At 72.7% G+C, this 15,030-nt stretch carries 16 protein-coding genes; 9 read left to right on the forward strand and 7 right to left on the reverse strand.

What is annotated here, in order from left to right; all coding sequences use genetic code 11:
• The first annotated feature begins 54 nt into the window (after positions 1–54).
• Positions 55–1,803 (forward strand): hypothetical protein, encoded by a 1,749-nt coding sequence (locus OG519_RS08195; RefSeq protein ID WP_405580601.1) that lies wholly within the window; start codon positions 55–57, stop codon positions 1,801–1,803.
• Between the two features lie 147 nt (positions 1,804–1,950).
• Here OG519_RS08195 and OG519_RS08200 read toward each other — a convergent pair whose 3' ends face one another.
• Positions 1,951–2,304, reverse strand: coding sequence for a HesB/IscA family protein (locus OG519_RS08200; protein ID WP_405580604.1), 354 nt, complete (start codon positions 2,302–2,304; stop codon positions 1,951–1,953).
• Between the two features lie 363 nt (positions 2,305–2,667).
• Here OG519_RS08200 and nadA point away from each other — a divergent pair, with 363 nt between their 5' ends.
• The gene (gene nadA, locus OG519_RS08205; protein WP_405580606.1) at positions 2,668–3,840 is read left to right on the forward strand and encodes a quinolinate synthase NadA; all 1,173 of its coding nucleotides are present in this window, start codon (positions 2,668–2,670) and stop codon (positions 3,838–3,840) included.
• 22 nt (positions 3,841–3,862) lie between these two features.
• Positions 3,863–4,795: a GNAT family N-acetyltransferase gene (locus tag OG519_RS08210; protein WP_405580609.1), complete on the forward strand. Its 933-nt coding sequence runs from the start codon at positions 3,863–3,865 to the stop codon at positions 4,793–4,795.
• On the opposite strand, the gene OG519_RS08215 is transcribed toward OG519_RS08210, so the two are convergent.
• The 3 genes from OG519_RS08215 to OG519_RS08225 form a co-directional block, all read right to left on the reverse strand.
• Positions 4,792–5,145, reverse strand: a complete 354-nt coding sequence (locus OG519_RS08215) for a hypothetical protein (RefSeq protein WP_405580611.1) — start codon at positions 5,143–5,145, stop codon at positions 4,792–4,794. The genes OG519_RS08210 and OG519_RS08215 overlap by 4 nt on opposite strands.
• 90 nt (positions 5,146–5,235) lie before the next feature.
• Positions 5,236–6,204 (reverse strand): hypothetical protein, encoded by a 969-nt coding sequence (locus OG519_RS08220; protein ID WP_405580614.1) that lies wholly within the window; start codon positions 6,202–6,204, stop codon positions 5,236–5,238.
• Between the two features lie 109 nt (positions 6,205–6,313).
• Positions 6,314–6,511, reverse strand: a complete 198-nt coding sequence (locus tag OG519_RS08225) for a DUF397 domain-containing protein (protein ID WP_405592565.1) — start codon at positions 6,509–6,511, stop codon at positions 6,314–6,316.
• Positions 6,512–6,639: 128 nt separating this feature from the next.
• Here OG519_RS08225 and OG519_RS08230 point away from each other — a divergent pair, with 128 nt between their 5' ends.
• Positions 6,640–7,092 carry an ATP-binding protein gene (locus OG519_RS08230; RefSeq protein ID WP_405580617.1) on the forward strand — a complete coding sequence of 151 codons (453 nt, stop codon included), beginning with the start codon at positions 6,640–6,642 and terminating at the stop codon, positions 7,090–7,092.
• Here the strand turns inward: OG519_RS08230 and OG519_RS08235 are convergent.
• Both OG519_RS08235 and OG519_RS08240 read right to left on the reverse strand, forming a co-directional pair.
• Positions 7,064–7,342 carry a hypothetical protein gene (locus tag OG519_RS08235; RefSeq protein ID WP_405580620.1) on the reverse strand — a complete coding sequence of 93 codons (279 nt, stop codon included), beginning with the start codon at positions 7,340–7,342 and terminating at the stop codon, positions 7,064–7,066. The genes OG519_RS08230 and OG519_RS08235 overlap by 29 nt on opposite strands.
• Before the next feature lie 161 nt (positions 7,343–7,503).
• On the reverse strand, positions 7,504–8,301 hold the full coding sequence (locus OG519_RS08240) for a PspA/IM30 family protein (RefSeq protein WP_405580623.1): 798 nt from the start codon (positions 8,299–8,301) through the stop codon (positions 7,504–7,506).
• A 201-nt stretch (positions 8,302–8,502) separates the two neighbouring features.
• Here OG519_RS08240 and OG519_RS08245 point away from each other — a divergent pair, with 201 nt between their 5' ends.
• The 3 genes from OG519_RS08245 to OG519_RS08255 all read left to right on the forward strand — a co-directional run bounded on the left by OG519_RS08245 (position 8,503) and on the right by OG519_RS08255 (position 11,427).
• Positions 8,503–9,096 (forward strand): DUF3043 domain-containing protein, encoded by a 594-nt coding sequence (locus OG519_RS08245; protein WP_405580626.1) that lies wholly within the window; start codon positions 8,503–8,505, stop codon positions 9,094–9,096.
• 410 nt (positions 9,097–9,506) lie between these two features.
• Positions 9,507–10,253: a class I SAM-dependent methyltransferase gene (locus OG519_RS08250; RefSeq protein ID WP_405580629.1), complete on the forward strand. Its 747-nt coding sequence runs from the start codon at positions 9,507–9,509 to the stop codon at positions 10,251–10,253.
• Between the two features lie 73 nt (positions 10,254–10,326).
• A complete protein-coding gene (locus tag OG519_RS08255) occupies positions 10,327–11,427 on the forward strand; it encodes a S1C family serine protease (RefSeq protein ID WP_405580632.1) in 1,101 nt (366 codons plus the stop codon).
• Positions 11,428–11,544: 117 nt separating this feature from the next.
• Here OG519_RS08255 and OG519_RS08260 read toward each other — a convergent pair whose 3' ends face one another.
• On the reverse strand, positions 11,545–11,763 hold the full coding sequence (locus tag OG519_RS08260; RefSeq protein WP_405580635.1) for a hypothetical protein: 219 nt from the start codon (positions 11,761–11,763) through the stop codon (positions 11,545–11,547).
• A gap of 177 nt (positions 11,764–11,940) precedes the next feature.
• Between OG519_RS08260 and OG519_RS08265 the strand changes: the two genes are divergently transcribed.
• Both OG519_RS08265 and cobT read left to right on the forward strand, forming a co-directional pair.
• On the forward strand, positions 11,941–13,137 hold the full coding sequence (locus OG519_RS08265) for a bifunctional adenosylcobinamide kinase/adenosylcobinamide-phosphate guanylyltransferase (RefSeq protein ID WP_405580638.1): 1,197 nt from the start codon (positions 11,941–11,943) through the stop codon (positions 13,135–13,137).
• A gap of 685 nt (positions 13,138–13,822) precedes the next feature.
• Positions 13,823–15,028 (forward strand): nicotinate-nucleotide--dimethylbenzimidazole phosphoribosyltransferase, encoded by a 1,206-nt coding sequence (gene cobT, locus OG519_RS08270; RefSeq protein WP_405580641.1) that lies wholly within the window; start codon positions 13,823–13,825, stop codon positions 15,026–15,028.
• Positions 15,029–15,030 lie beyond the last annotated feature (2 nt).

The following is a 15,030-nucleotide window of genomic DNA, read 5'->3' on the forward strand; positions in this document are numbered from 1 at the left end:
GAGTCGCCACGTCCTATCGGCACCTGACGGTATACGGAGCCGAAGGAGGACGCGGTGAACAGCGAACGCGACAACGACGGCGTCGAGCACAGTCAGCACGGCGCGCACGATCAGCACCACGCGCACAGCGATCAGGAAGGCGGCGCCGGTCGCGCGGCCGACCGAGGCCGGGCCGGGCACAGGTCCAGGCTGACGGTGGGCCTGGTGGCCGCCGCCGTGCTGCTGGCCGGTGGCGGCGGGGCGTACTGGGTGGCGGCGGCCCACGACGGCGGTGACGGGGCGGCGTCGAGCCGGCCGGCGCCGCTGCGGCTTGACGACGGGCGGGGCCGGCCGGCGGTGGACTCGGCCCCGGGCGCCACCACGGCGGGCGGGGCCGGCTATCAGCTCACCGGCGCGCTGCCGAAGGGCCCGCGGTCGGCAGCCGTGTACCGGGCGACCGGCCAGGTGGACCAGGCGCGGGTCCAGCGGCTGGCCGAGCTGCTCGGCATGAGCGGACGACCGGCGGTGTCAGGGCCCGGGGCGTGGACGGTGACCACGGCGGGCGGCGGCCCGGTGCTGATGGTGAGCCGGGCGGCGCCGGGTGACTGGACCTACAGCCGTTACGGGGCGGCGGCGGTGCCAGGCCCTGTGCCGGGCACCGGCCCGGCCGGCTCCAGCAGCTCCCGGTCGTCCGGGAACGCGGCCTCCGGGGCCACGACTCCCGCGAACACCGCTCCCGGGGCCACGACTCCCGGGAACGCGGCCCCCGGCGATACGGCGAGCAGCTCGCCCGTGTCGGCCGGGCGGGCCGAGGCGGTGACCGCTCCGCTCTTCGCCGGGCTAGGGCTCTCCGGCGCGCGGGTCGACGCGGCGCAGACGGTGGGCGACCGGCGGATGGTGTCCGCCGATCCGGTGGTGGGCGGGCTGCCCACCCATGGCTGGGCCACCACGGCCCAGGTGGGCCCGGACGGCACCCTGACCATGGGCCAGGGGCGGCTCGCCCCGCTCGTCAAGGGCGCCAGCTATCCGGTGGTGGCCGCCGAGACCGCGTTCAGGCAGCTCAACGCCTCGGCGGGCGAGCAGCCCGACCACGGCGTGTCGTCCTGCGTGGCGCCGCGGCCGGCGCCCCCGATCTCACCGATCGGGCCCGGCACGGACAAGACCCTGCCGACCTCCCTGCCGTGTGTGCCGGGGGGCGGCCATCCCGTCGAGGTGCGGGGCGCGACGTTCGGGCTGTCGACGCAGTTCGTGTCGAGCGCCCAGACGCTGGTGCCGTCGTGGCTCTTCGCCACCGCGCCGGCCGGCGTGGACCTCACCACGGTGGTGGCCGCGGTGGCGGTGGACCCGGCGTACATCCAGGTCGGCGCGGGCGGTCCGGGCGCGGGCGGTCCGGGGGCCGATGCCCCCGGCGGCCCCTCCCCCGTACGGCCCGGCGTGCCGGTCGACCCGGGCGGCCCGATGCGGCCCGTCGACCCGACGCCGCCGAGCGGTCCTGGCAAGCCGGCCGTACCGGCGCAGCCGCCCAACCCGCTGCCCGGCGGTCAGCCCGGCCGGCCCGGCCAGAAGGTGCCGATCAGCGGTTACCAGGCGGACGGGGCCACCCTCTCGGTCACCTTCGAGGGTGGTCTGTGCAGCACGTATACGACGACCGCCGCGGAGACCGGTGCTCAGGTGCGGGTGACCGTGACGGCCGTACCCAAGGGCAAGCACCAGATGTGTCCGATGATCGCCCGTAGTTTCACCCAGAAGGTGGTGTTGGCGCTGCCGCTGGGTAACCGGACCGTTGTGGACGCTTCGGACGGGCAGCCGGTCATGGGACAGTGATCGGTTGTCGCACAAAAAGCGGCGGCACCTGGTGGGGGTGCCGCCGCTTTCCTGTGCGTTGTGCCGCGCCGTTGTGTGTGCCGCCGGCGCCTTCGGCTCACCGGTCCCGGGGCCTGACCGGCCCCGGGCCCCGGTGGAGCCCGAGCGTCAGTGGAAGGAGTCGCCGCAGGCGCAGGAGCCGGTGGCGTTCGGGTTGTCGATCGTGAAGCCCTGCTTCTCGATGGTGTCCACGAAGTCGATGGAGGCGCCGCCCAGGTAGGGCGCGCTCATCCGGTCGGTGACGACCTTGACGCCGCCGAAGTCCTTGGTGACGTCGCCGTCGAGCGCCCGCTCGTCGAAGAAGAGCTGGTACCGCAGGCCCGAGCAGCCGCCGGGCTGGACCGCGACCCGCAGCGCCAGGTCTTCGCGACCCTCCTGCTCGAGCAGGGTCTTCACCTTTTCGGCGGCGGCGGCGGACAGGAGGATGCCGTCGCTGGTGGTGGTCTCGTCCTGAACCGTCATTGCTTCTCTCCCGGGGTGTACGGACTGCTGGTCAATCGTGCCTAACCAGGGCCCTCTCGGATTCATTCCCGCAATACCGCGCGGGTGTGTCGAGCGCCGTATCGAGCGTTTGCTCCGACTTGTGCCTCTCTCGTGCCTCTCCATGCTCGCACACCCCCGCGCGCTCGCTCCACGGTTGTCCACAGGCGGCCGCCGGGTCCTCCTGCCTCTTCTCGGCTTCGCTGAGGTTGGCGAGAACGCGGCGCCACGCGGCATGCGTCACATCACCCCCGACCGGTGTCGTCAATCTGACGCAAACGGGCTATCATAGATAGCGTCAAGTAGACGAAAAGGTCTGCGTCCCAAAGAAAGGGCTACGGGCCCGTGACCACCACAGAAACGCTGGACGTCCAGCCCACGCCGCTCGCACTGCTCCTGCTCGGCCGGGAGTCCGACCCCCGCAGCGAGCGCGGGGTGGACTGCCCAGGAGACCTGCCCGCGCCGTCGGACCCGGACCTGGTGGAGCGCGCCCGAGCCGCCAAGGCCCGCCTCGGCGGCAAGGTCTTCATCCTCGGCCACCACTACCAGCGTGACGAGGTCATCGAGTTCGCCGATGTCACCGGCGACTCCTTCAAGCTGGCCAGGGACGCGGCGGCCCGGCCGGAGGCGGAGTACATCGTGTTCTGCGGTGTGCACTTCATGGCCGAGTCCGCCGACATCCTCACCTCGGCGCGGCAGCAGGTGATCCTGCCGGACCTGGCGGCCGGCTGCTCGATGGCCGACATGGCGAGCGCCGAGCAGGTCGCCGAGTGCTGGGACGTACTCGCCGACGCCGGGATCGCCGACGTCACCGTCCCCGTCTCGTACATGAACTCCTCGGCGGACATCAAGGCGTTCACCGGGCGGCACGGCGGCACCATATGCACCTCGTCCAACGCCGAGCGCGCGCTGGAGTGGGCGTTCGGGCGGGGCGAGAAGGTGCTCTTCCTGCCCGACCAGCACCTCGGCCGCAACACGGCGGTCCGCGACATGGGCCTGTCCCTGGACGACTGCGTCGTCTACAACCCGCACAAGCCCGGCGGCGGCCTCACCGCCGAGCAGCTCAGGAACGCCAAGATGATCCTGTGGCGCGGCCACTGCTCGGTGCACGGCCGCTTCTCGCTGGAGTCGGTGGCGGACGTCCGGGCCCGTATCCCCGGCGTCAACGTGCTGGTGCACCCCGAGTGCAAGCACGAGGTCGTCACGGCGGCGGACTACGTCGGGTCGACCGAGCACATCATCCAGCGGCTGGCGGAGGCGCCGGCCGGTTCCGCGTGGGCGCTCGGTACCGAACTGAACCTGGTCCGGCGGCTGGCGAAGGCCCATCCGGACAAGCGGATCGCCTTCCTCGACAAGACCGTCTGCTTCTGCTCCACCATGAACCGCATCGACCTCCCGCACCTGGTGTGGACCCTGGAGTCGCTGGCCGACGGCACGGTGGTCAACCGCATCCAGGTCGACGCCGAGACCGAGTACTTCGCCAAACTCGCGCTGGAGCAGATGCTGGCCCTTCCGTAAGGCGTGGGGCAATGATGGACGGGTGATTCTTCGACCCGTGCGTGATGACGAGGAGGACGCCGAGGTCGTCCGGGAGATAGAGGCGGCGGCTTTCGGTGCTCCCCGGGCGCTGGCCGGCGCCGCTTCCGGCGCCCGGTTCAGCGCCGGATACGGCTCGGTGTGGGGCGCTCCGGAGCCGGGCGGCTGGCCGGCCGAGCGGATCGCCCGCCACCACGGGCGTACCCGGCACCTGGCCAGGACCGATCCCGGCGGCTGCTGGCTGATGGAGGATCAGGCGGCCGGGCCGGTGGGGGCCGTGCTGTCCTACCGGCGTGAGGGCACCTGGGCGCTGTCGCTGCTGGCGGTGGTGCCGGGCGCGCAGGGCAAGGACGTCGGAAAGGCGCTGCTGGCCCGGGCGTTGATGCACGGCCGGGCGTGTCTGCGCGGGGTGATCTGCGCGCCGGACGATCCGGTGGCGGCCCGTACGTTCCGCCGCGCGGGGTTCCATCTGCATCCCACGATGCGGCTGACCGGCCGGGCGGGCGCCGGGACCGGGCGGCTGGAGCCGCCGGACGGGCCGGTGCACGCGGGCACCGAGCGGCACCGCGATCTGATGGACTCCATCGACCGCCGCACCCGGGGCGGGGCGCACCGCGCCGACCACGAGGAACTGCTGCGCCACCATCGGCTCTTCGTGGTGGACGATCTGATCGGCAGCGGCTACTGCTATGCGCGCGGCGGCCGGATCGAGATGCTGGCCGCGACCTCGCGCCGGCTGGCCACCCGTCTCCTGACCGCCGCCGTCCTGGCCGCGCCCCCCGACGCGCCCATCCAGGTCGACCACGTCCCCGCCGAGTCCCAATGGGCCGTGGACGTCGCCATCACCGCGGGCCTCCACATCCACCCCGCCGGCTTCCTGGCCCTCCGCGGCATGCGCCCACCCGAACTGGCCCTTCTCTCCACCTCGTTGCCCTAGTCCTCCTCCTCAGCCTCCTCAGCCTCCTCCTCCGCCGCCTCCTCGGATTCGTCCTTCGGGACGGTCGGCGCGATGACGCGGGGAGGCGGCAGCGGGGCGACGAAAATCGCTTCGGCCCAGGCGACGAGGATGGCGAGGCGGAACCAGCGGTCGAGGACTTTCAGGTCGACGCAGTCGAAAACGCGCTCCCGAAAGACTTCGCTCACTTCGAGTTCCCGGGCTTCGAGCACGCGGATGATGGTCCGCCCCAGCGCCTGGGCGGCCTTGGCCTCGGCGCGCCCCTCGACTCGCCCTTCTTCGCGGAGCCGCTGGGAGGTTTCCGAACGGAAGAAGGAGGTGGGTATGGGCATAGGGTCCCTCCAGATCTGGACTGCCGGGCGTGAATCCAGCCCGAATGGGGTGAGTTCCTCGAAGAGGCGGTTTGTCGAACCCCGGAGGATTCAGGTGTCGGCCTCGACATGACCGACGGCTTCCGCCGGCGGAAGGAAGATTTCCTCGCCCCGGTCCGCGGTGATGGCCCGGCTGAACCAGAGGTCAAGCAGGTTCTCGTCGGTGCACTCGACGAGGCGCTCCCGCTCCGCTTCGGTGATCGCGATGTCCCGGGTCCGCAGGACGAGCAGGATGTTCTTGACCGACTGCTGGGCCCGCCCCTCGGCGCGGCCCTCCTCCCGGCCTTCTTCGCGGCCTTCTTCAAGACCTTTTTCCCGGCCCTCGTCACGGAGCCGCTGGGAGGTTTCCGAACGGAAGAAATGCGTGGGGATAGCCATGAGATCCTTCCAAATCCGTGCCGCCGGGCCGATGGAGCCCAGGCCGAGTTCAGTGAGTTCCCTGAAAAGGTCGGCCATGTCGTCGTCGGCCGTCTCCAGAGCGGTAGCCAGCGCCTTCAGCATAATATCCGGCTGTCGATGCTTACCGTGGGTGATCGCCGCGAAGGCGGCCAGCGGGATGTCTTCCGCCGCCGCCTCGGGGTCGGTGATGAGCGGGACGTTGTGCGGGCCGAGGACGAGTGGGCGGACGGTGAGGGAATGCCAGTAAGGCACGCCGATATGGAAGGGCGTCTCGGCCCACCGGGACGTGGACTCGTCCTGACAGACCACCAGAAGCAGCGTCGGCAGGTTGTACTTGGCGTAGAGGTACGACGTGTAGTACGCCCAGCTTCCGTGCTTGTCCGGATCCTTCTTCCCCTGGGACTCGACGGCCAGCAGGTAACTGCCGCCGTCGGCCGTGTCGAACTGGAGGAGCGTGTCCACCCGGCGCTCCAGCGGCTTGATCTCGGTGAGGTCGGTGGGCGGGAAGGACACGGCGACCGTGTCGGGAAACGGGATCCCGAGCCGTTTGAAGGTCCGGGTGAAGATGCGCGGGTCTTCCTGGAAGATCCGGTGCATCGCCTCGTGCGATGAGCTGACCATGTCCCCGACCGTAGGGGCCTTTCATCAGCAGAAACGATATGCCTTTGGCATATTCACTCGAACGAGTAGTCGACCCTCCCCACCCCTCGGCGGGTCGGCGGCAATCAACTCAGGACGGGAAAAGGGTGCCGGCGCGGAAGGCCAGGGTGAAGGCCGACCAGGCGGCGGCGGGAAAGCGGAGGGCGGGACCCTCGGGGTCCTTGGAGTCACGCACCGCCACGGTCCCGTCCGCCAGGCGGGCACCCTCGACACACTCGCCGCCTGAGTTGTTGCTATAGCTCGACCTGAACCATGCGGCGTCACTCAGCGCGTCAGCCTTGCGGTCGTCATGTCAGTGCTCCTTGATCAATTCCGTGATCAGTCTCAAGGACTCGTCAGGTCCGAGAGCAAGCACCTGGAGGTCGAAGAAGGCGTTCCTGAAGCGCTCGACTCCTCATGGCCACCAACAGCGTCAAGTACGGGAAGGTGACGGTGGTGCGGGTAGCGCTCAGTGTGCGGGGCGGCGCCGCGACCATCACCGTGTCGGACGGTACGCCGTACGTGCCGCTGCCCCCCGTGACAGCGGCGGCCGAGGATGACGAGAACGGGCGCGGGCTGTTTCTGGTCGAGGCGCTGGCCACCCGCTGGGGGGCACCGCCGCGCCGGGGCCGAACCCTCCGACGGTACGGCGGTGTGGGCCGAACTCCCCTGGTGCCGGGACTGGCGGGGGTGGGGGCGGACCAGGCCGGATTAGTTGGCGGCTACGACGAGTTGGGCGCGGTCACGGGCAGCGAGCAGGGTGTCGAGGCACGCCGCCGCGCCGCCGCGCCCGCGCCATCTCAGCCCAGCCGCACGGCGGTGAGGCCGAGTCAGCCAGGCATCAGCCCGGGATCAGCCCGTCGTCCCTGAGCATCGACCGCACCTCGTCAAGGCTCGCGTCCGCCGCCGGCAGTATCAGCTCGGACGGCTGAAGGGAATCGTCGGGCAGCGGCACACCGAGCCGCCGCACACCGTCGAGCAGGGCGTCCAGCGTGCGGCGGAAGCCCTCCTCGTCCCCGGCCTCGATCTCGGCGAGCAGGCGGACATCCAGCTCGTTCAACTCGGCGAGGTGGGCTTCGTCAAGCCGCACCTGGCCCTCCCCCATGATCCTGGCGATCACGACGGCCTCCTCCGTTTCGCCCGTACGTACCTCGGACCGCGGGCCGGTAAACCCACGCCCGCCCGCGCCCGCCTCGTCCGCCCCCGTGCTCGGCGCCCGGCGGCCGGTGACCGGTGGCGACCGGCGGGCCGATGACGACTGCCGCCCGCCGCCCCCGCCGACTACTGCTTGTCGAACCGCGGCGTGTCCTGCGGCTGACCCTGCGCGTTCTGACCGCCCTGGCCCTTGCCGCCCTCGATCGCCTGCTGGGGGCTGCCGCCGGCCAGCTCCGCCTTCATCCGCTGGAGCTCCAGCTCGACGTCGCTGCCGCCGGAGAGCCGTTCCAGCTCCGCCTGGATGTCGTCCTTCGCCAGGCCGCTGGGGTCGTCCAGGGCGCCGGAGGCCATCAGCTCGTCCAGGGCGCCGGCCCGGGCCCGGAGCTGCTCGGTCTTGTCCTCGGCCCGCTGGATCGCCATGCCGACGTCGCCCATCTCCTCGGAGATGCCGGAGAAGGCCTCCCCGATCTGGGTCTGCGCCTGGGCGGCGGTGTACGTGGCCTTGATGGTCTCCTTCTTCGTCCGGAAGGCGTCCACCTTGGCCTGGAGCCGCTGGGAGGCGACGGTGAGCTTCTCCTCCTCACCCTGGAGCTGCGTGTGCTGCGTCTCCAGGTCGGTGACCTGCTGCTGGAGCGCGGCCCGGCGGGAGAGCGCTTCCCGGGCCAGGTCCTCGCGGCCGAGTGCCAGTGCCTTTCGGCCCTGGTCCTCGTAGGTCGAGGACTTCCGCTGCAACTCGGCGAGCTGGAGTTCCAGCCGCTTGCGGGAGGTGGCGACGTCCGCCACACCCCGGCGCACCTTCTGGAGCAGCTCAAGCTGCTTCTGGTACGAGTAGTCGAGCGTCTCGCGCGGGTCCTCGGCCCGGTCCAGGGCCTTGTTCGCCTTCGCGCGGAAAATCAGTCCCATCCGCTTCATGACACCGCTCATGGGCCTCGCGCGCCCCCTTCTCGGCAACTGCTCCGGCACCTGTACAGACCCAAGCCTACGGGCCTTGGTTCCATTACCGCACTGTTCGGCCCCGGATGCGGTCATCCGCAAGGACGATCACGGTTCGGCCGTATCGGGCGCAGGGAGTACGGGAGGCGCCGGGGCTGGGGCACGGCGCCCGGACCACGTAACCTTGAGTGCGTGTTCCGACGCCGTTCTCAAGATGAGCAGTCCTCCGCCACCGGCACCGCCGTGCTTGAGGACCAGATCCGCGACCCGCAAGCTCCCAAGGGTCGCCCCACGCCCAAGCGCAGCGAGGCCCAGAGCCTGCGGCGCAAGGCCGTGGTGACCCCGACCGACCGCAAGGCGGCGACCCGGCAGGCCCGTGACGCCCGCCGTACCGACATGGCCAAGCAGCGCGAGGCCCTGGCCGGGGGCGACGAGCGCTACCTGCCCGCCCGCGACCGCGGCCCGGTCCGGAAATACGCCCGGGACTACGTCGACTCGCGGATGCGGGTCGCCGAGTTCTTCCTCCCGGTCGCGGTGCTGATCCTGGTGCTGAGCGTGGTGCGGATCGGGTCGTTGCAGAACCTCTCGCTGCTGCTCTGGCTGGTGGTGATCGTGGCGATCGTGGTGGACTCCTTCGTCACCGGTCTGCGGCTGCGCGCGGAGCTGGGCAAGCGGTTCCCGGACAAGAACACCAAGGGCTCGGTCGCCTACGCACTGATGCGGACGCTCCAGATGCGCCGGCTGCGGCTGCCGAAGCCGCAGGTGCAGCGCGGCACCAAGCTCTGAACGGCGGCGTCACGGGCGGCGCGCCGGGTTCCGGCGAGGGGGGCGACGGCGACAGTAGGCACGGGGGCGACGGTCCCGGTGCCGACGGCGCCGGCGGTCCTGGCGGGTACGGTCCCAGCGGGTACGGTCCCGGCGACGGCGGCTCTGAAAGCGGCGGGTTCGGTCCCGCCGGACCCGTACCGGGAGCGCCGCGGGTCACCCCGCCCGGCTTTCCGCCGGGCGGCACACCCAACCCCGGCTTTCCGCCGGGCCCCGCACCGCACGCACCCCCGGGTCTTCCGCCGGGCCTGATCCCGGCCGCCCGCTCCGCCCCCGACCAGGCCGCCGCCCTGCCCGCGCTGCCGCCCGGGGGCGGCGGTTTCGACGGGGCCGCCGAGAGCTGGCTCGCCCGGCTCGGCGGCCTGCGGAACGTGGTCCGTCAGGAGCTGGTCACCCGCCAGCTCAATGAGCAGCTCAACGCCCACTTCGGACGGCCCGCTGGCGCGCACGCGCTGCGCCGGCTGCGGGTGCTCGACATCGGCCCGGGACAGGGCACCCAGGCGCTGCGGCTGGCCAGGGCGGGCCATGTGGTGACGGGCCTCGAACACGATCCGGGGATGCTGCGGGCGCTGCGGGCCGCGGTGGCGGTCGAGCCGCCCGACGTACGGCAGCGGTTCGCCATCCTCCAGGGCGACGGGCGCGAGACCGGGCGGCACTTCGGGCCCGCCTGCTTCGACGTGGTGCTGTGCCACGGGGTTTTGATGTACGTCCCCGACCCGGATCCGATGCTGGCCGCGCTGGCCCGGGTGCTGGCACCCGGCGGCCTGCTGTCCCTGCTGGTGCGCAACGGCGACGCGCTGGCGCTGCGCCCCGGGCTGCTCGGCGACTGGGTCTCCGCGCTCGACGCCTTCCACTCCGACGGTTACACCAACCGGCTGGGCGTCGCCTCGCGGGCGGACCGGCGCGAGCCGCTGACCGCCACGATGGCCGGCATGGGGGTGCCGCTGCGGGCCTGGTACGGGGTGCGGGTCTTCACCGACACGGCGTCCGACGCCACGCGGGCGCCCCGGGACGAGCGGGAGCTCGGTCTGCTCCTCGCCGCCGAGGAGCAGGCGGGGCGGACGGACCCCTATCGGGCGGTGGCGGCGCTGCTCCATCTCTGCGGCGTCAGGGGCTGAAGCGCCACCCGGCGGATCACCCGATTGGCCGTCCGGCCGGGCCCGCCCGGACGCCAAAAGTGAGAATACGGACATGAGTGGATCGCGCTCCTCCCGTATCCGGCTCCTGCTGCCCGGCGCCGCGGCCGTCTGCGCCACGGTGCTGCTGGCAACCGGTTGCAGCTCCGACTCCGACTCCGGTGCCGCCGGTTCCGCCGGCGGCAGACTGGTGGGCGACGCCCCCGCCGTGGCCGCCGCCTCAGGCGGCGACGCCCTCCAGAGCGCGTATCAAAATACCGTCAGGAATGTGCTGCCGTCGGTGGTCGAGATCACCACCAAATCGGACCTGGGGTCCGGGGTGATCTTCGACACCAAGGGTGACATCGTCACCAACGCCCACGTGGTGGGCGGCGCCAAGACCTTCAAGGTGTCGCTGGCGAGCGGCGGCCGGGCGCTGGACGCCAAGCTGGTCGCCGCCTTCCCGGCCAACGACCTGGCCGTCATCCGGCTGTCGGCGCCGCCGGACAACCTCAAGCCCGCGGTGTTCGCGGACTCGACCAAGGTGTCGGTGGGCGAGATCGTGCTGGCCATGGGCAACCCGCTCGGCCTGTCGAGCAGCGTGACCGAGGGCATCGTCTCCGCCACCGGCCGTACGGTCAGCGAGAGCCAGAACGACTCCGCCAGCGGCACCGTGGCCACCATTCCCGACCTGGTCCAGACGTCGGCGGCGATCAACCCCGGCAACAGCGGCGGCGCGCTGGTCGACCTGAACAACCAGGTGATCGGCATCCCGACCCTGGCCGCCACCGACCCGCAGCTCGGCAGCGGCGCGGCCAACGGCATCGGCTTCGCCATCCCGTCCGACACGGTCACCCGGATCGCCGGGCAGATCGTCAGGACCGGGAAGGTCACCAACTCCGGCCGGGCCGCGCTGGACGTCACCGTCCGGGGTGTGGTCGGGCCCGGCTTCCAGGCGGCCGGTGTGGCGATCGTCTCCACCGCCAAGAACGGCGCCGCCGCGAAGGCGGGGCTCAAAGCCGGGGACATCATCACCAAGGCGGGGCGGACCAAGATCACCACGGTGCAGTCGCTGACCGAGGCGCTGGCCGGGATGGATCCGGGTCAGCGGATCACCGTGGACTACACGAGGGACGGCGATCCGCACTCGGTGCGGGTGACGCTCGGTTCGCTCTGAGCGGGCTCCGCTCAGAGCGCTCCGCCTGGTTCGGCGGCGGGGCCCCAGGAGCGGGCGGCGCGGGCCGTACGGGCCCGCCGGGGGCTTCCCGGCGGGCCCGGGGCCGAGCCGGGGGCGTCAGGTCTCGTCGACGGCTTCGCCGTGCAGGCTCATGGGTCCGTAGATGAGGGTGCCGTCCTCGAAGAGGACGACCTGGTCGGCGCCGCCTTCGACCAGTTCCTTCCAGATCTCGCCGACCCAGGACTCGGCGTCCCCCTGCGTGGTGAACTCCTCCGGCTCCACCGCCGGGGGCACCTCGGTACCGTCGGCCTTCTCGAACCGCCACGTCCACGCCATGTGCTTCTCCCTCGGTCCGGGGTCGGGGTGCTGCCGTCGCAGCGTATCGGCACAGGCCGCGCCGGTAGGAGTGGTCTCGGCCCGGCGTCGGGCGGCGTGCCGCCGGTGGGGTCCGCCGGGTGTCCGCTCGACCGGGCCCCGCGCGCCGGGCGTGATCGGACGCGAGACGATCATCTCGTGGAACTGACTCTGCTCGGCACCGGCGGCCCCGGCGGGCTGCCGCTCCCCGGCTGCACCTGCGCGGCCTGCGCGCTCGCCGTGGGGGCGGGCGCCCGGGCGGCGACGACGGTCGTGGTGGACGGCGTGGTACTGCTCGATCCGGCCCCGGGGGTGGCGCTGGCCGCCGCCCGCGCCGGGCAGCCGCTCGGCGGGCTGCGGCTGGTCCTCCTCTCCCACCCGGCCGCCCGGCCCGCGGCGGAGCTGCCGCCGGGGCTGCCCGCGCCGGTCCGGCTGGCCGAGGCGCAGCGGCTGCCGCTGCTCACCGGGCACCGGGTGGAGGCGGTCGCCGTGGACGCGCCCGGCACGGGGTACGCGGTCGAGTCGCCGCAGGGCCTGCGGATGCTCTACCTGCCGCCGGGATGCGCGCCGGCCGGGGTACGCGTCCGGCCGGGCACCCGGCCCTACGACCTGGTGCTGCTCGATGTCGTCGGGCGCCCCGACGGGCTGGCCCGGCTGCGGGCGGCCGGGGCGGTCACCGCCACGACGGACGTGGTCGCGGTGCACATCGACCACGGCGCGCCGCCCCAGCCCGAACTCGGGCGCCGGCTGGCGGCGGCCGGGGCGAGGGCGGTGCCGGACGGTACGACGCTGGTCGTCGGTGATTATCAGGAGGTGCCGGACGTGCCGAGGCGCACGCTGGTGCTGGGCGGGGCGCGTTCGGGGAAATCGGCGGAGGCGGAGCGGCGGCTGGCCGCCTTTCCCGGGGTGGTGTACGTCGCCACGGGTGGTTCGCGGGAGGGGGATTCCGAATGGGCCGAACGGGTCGCGCTGCACCGCGAGCGGCGGCCGGGCGGGTGGCGGACCGAGGAGACGTGCGACCTGGTCCCGCTGCTCGCGGATCCGGCGGGGCCGCCGCTGCTGATCGACTGCCTGTCGCTCTGGCTCACCCATGTCCTGGACGAGGCCGACGCGTGGGCCGAGCCGGCGGCCGCGGTTCCGCGCGTGCGGGCGCGGGTCGCCGAGCTGGTCGCCGCGTGGCGGGGGACCCGGCGGACGGTGGTGGCCGTCTCCAACGAGGTGGGCTCCGGGGTGGTCCCCTCGACGCCGGCGGGGCGGCTCTTCCGCGATGAACTCGGGCGGCTGAACGGGGTGGTGGCGGGGGAGTCCGAGCAGGTTCTTCTGGTCGTGGCGGGCCTTGCGTTGCGGCTGCGCTGAGGGGAGCTTTGCTTGGACCCCGGTTGGTTGCGGCAGTCCGTTCCCCACCGGCCGGTGGGGTCTTGCCCCCTGACGGGACACCAGCCCGGACGCTCCGGTCGCCCACCGGCTGCCGCCCGCAGTTCCCCGCGCCCCTGAAGGGCCACCGCCCGTGACGCTCCGGTCGTCCGCCAACTGCCAGCCGGTGGCCTGCTGAGCGCGCAGTTCCCCGCGCCCCCAAACAACTCGGCACCCCCCCAGCTCCACCACCCACCGGGCCCCGACAGGGGCGCGAGGAACCGCGCGAACAACCCACCACCGGGGCAAGCGTCACCAACAACCGCACCACCCCCCGACAGGGGCGCGAGGAACCGCGCGAACAACCCACCACCGGGGCGAGGCACAAGAACAACCGCACCACCCCCGGACAGGGGCGCGAGGAACCGCGCGAACAACCCACCACCGGGGCAAGCGTCACCAACAACCGCACCACCCCCCGACAGGGGCGCAAGGAACCGCGCGAACAACCCACCACCGGGGCAAGCGTCACCAACAACCGCACCACCCCCCGACAGGGGCGCGAGGAACCGCGCGAACAACCCACCACCGGGGCAAGCGTCACGAACAACCGCACCACCCCCGGAGGGGGCGGGGGCGCGCCGGGCCCGTAAAGCCTCCCCGGCAAGGGACCGGTACTGTTCGGGCCGTGAGGCTGATCGAGATGGATGACTTCGGGGCCCAGGTGGAGCGACCGGACGCCGGAGTCCGGCGCGAGTCGCAGGAGCGGTGGGCCCGGCTGGTCAAGCCGGCCGGCGCGCTGGGGAAGCTCGCCGAGCTGGCGGACTGGCTGGCGGCGGTGCAGGGCCAGGTGCCCGTGCGGCCGCTCACGGAACCCCGCGTGCTCCTCTTCGCCGGTGATCACGGCGTCGCCGCGCTGGGCGTCTCGGCCCGCGCGGCCGGCACCGCCACGGAGTTGGCCAAGGCCGCGCTCGACGGCACCGCGCCGGCGAACGCCCTGGCCCGGCAGTACGGCGCCAGCGTCCGGGTAGTCGACATGGCGCTCGACTGCGACCCGGCCGAGCTGCCCGACCACGTCACCGCCCACCGGATCCGCCGCGGCTCCGGCCGGATCGACATCGAGGACGCGCTCACCCAGGACGAGGCAGAGCGGGCCTTCCGCGTCGGCATGGATCTCGCCGACGAGCAGGCCGACTCGGGCGTGGGCGTCGTACTACTCGGCGATCTGAGCGTGGGCGGTACGACCACCGCGGCCGTGCTGATCGCGGCCCTGTGCGGTACGGACGCCTCCGTCGTCACCGGCCGCGGCTCCGGCATCGACGACCTGACCTGGATGCGCAAGTGCGCCGCGGTCCGGGACGCGCTGCGCCGGGCCCGCCCGGTCCTCGGCGACCAGCTCGCCCTGCTCGCCACCGTCGGCGGCGCCGACTTCGCCGCGATCACCGGCTTCCTCCTGCAAGCCGCCGTCCGCAAACTCCCGGTCGTCCTGGACGGCGTGGTCACCGCGGCCTGCGCCCTGGTGGCGCAGCGCGTCGCCTTCCGGGCCCCCGACTGGTGGGTCGCCGGCAACGCCAGCGGTGAGGCGGGCCAGGACAAGGCGCTGGACCGGATCTCGCTCGAGCCCCTGGTCGACCAGGGCATCGCCGCGGGTGGCGGTACGGGCGCGCTGCTCGCGCTGCCCCTGCTCCAGGCCGCCGCCGCGTTCTCCGCCGAGATCCCAGAGAGCCCAGCGAGCCCGGAGCCGTCCCCGGCGGCCGAACCGGACGCCGTACCGGCCGCGGAAACGCAGGCGGAAACGCATCCGGAGCCGGAACCTGACGCGGAGCCGGAAACCGACCCCGCACCCCGCCCAGACGCCGCCGCCACCCCTGCCGCCCCCGCCACCCCCGAGTAGTC

This window comes from Streptomyces sp. NBC_01190 (assembly GCF_045039895.1).
Classification (GTDB): Bacteria; Actinomycetota; Actinomycetes; order Streptomycetales; family Streptomycetaceae; genus Actinacidiphila.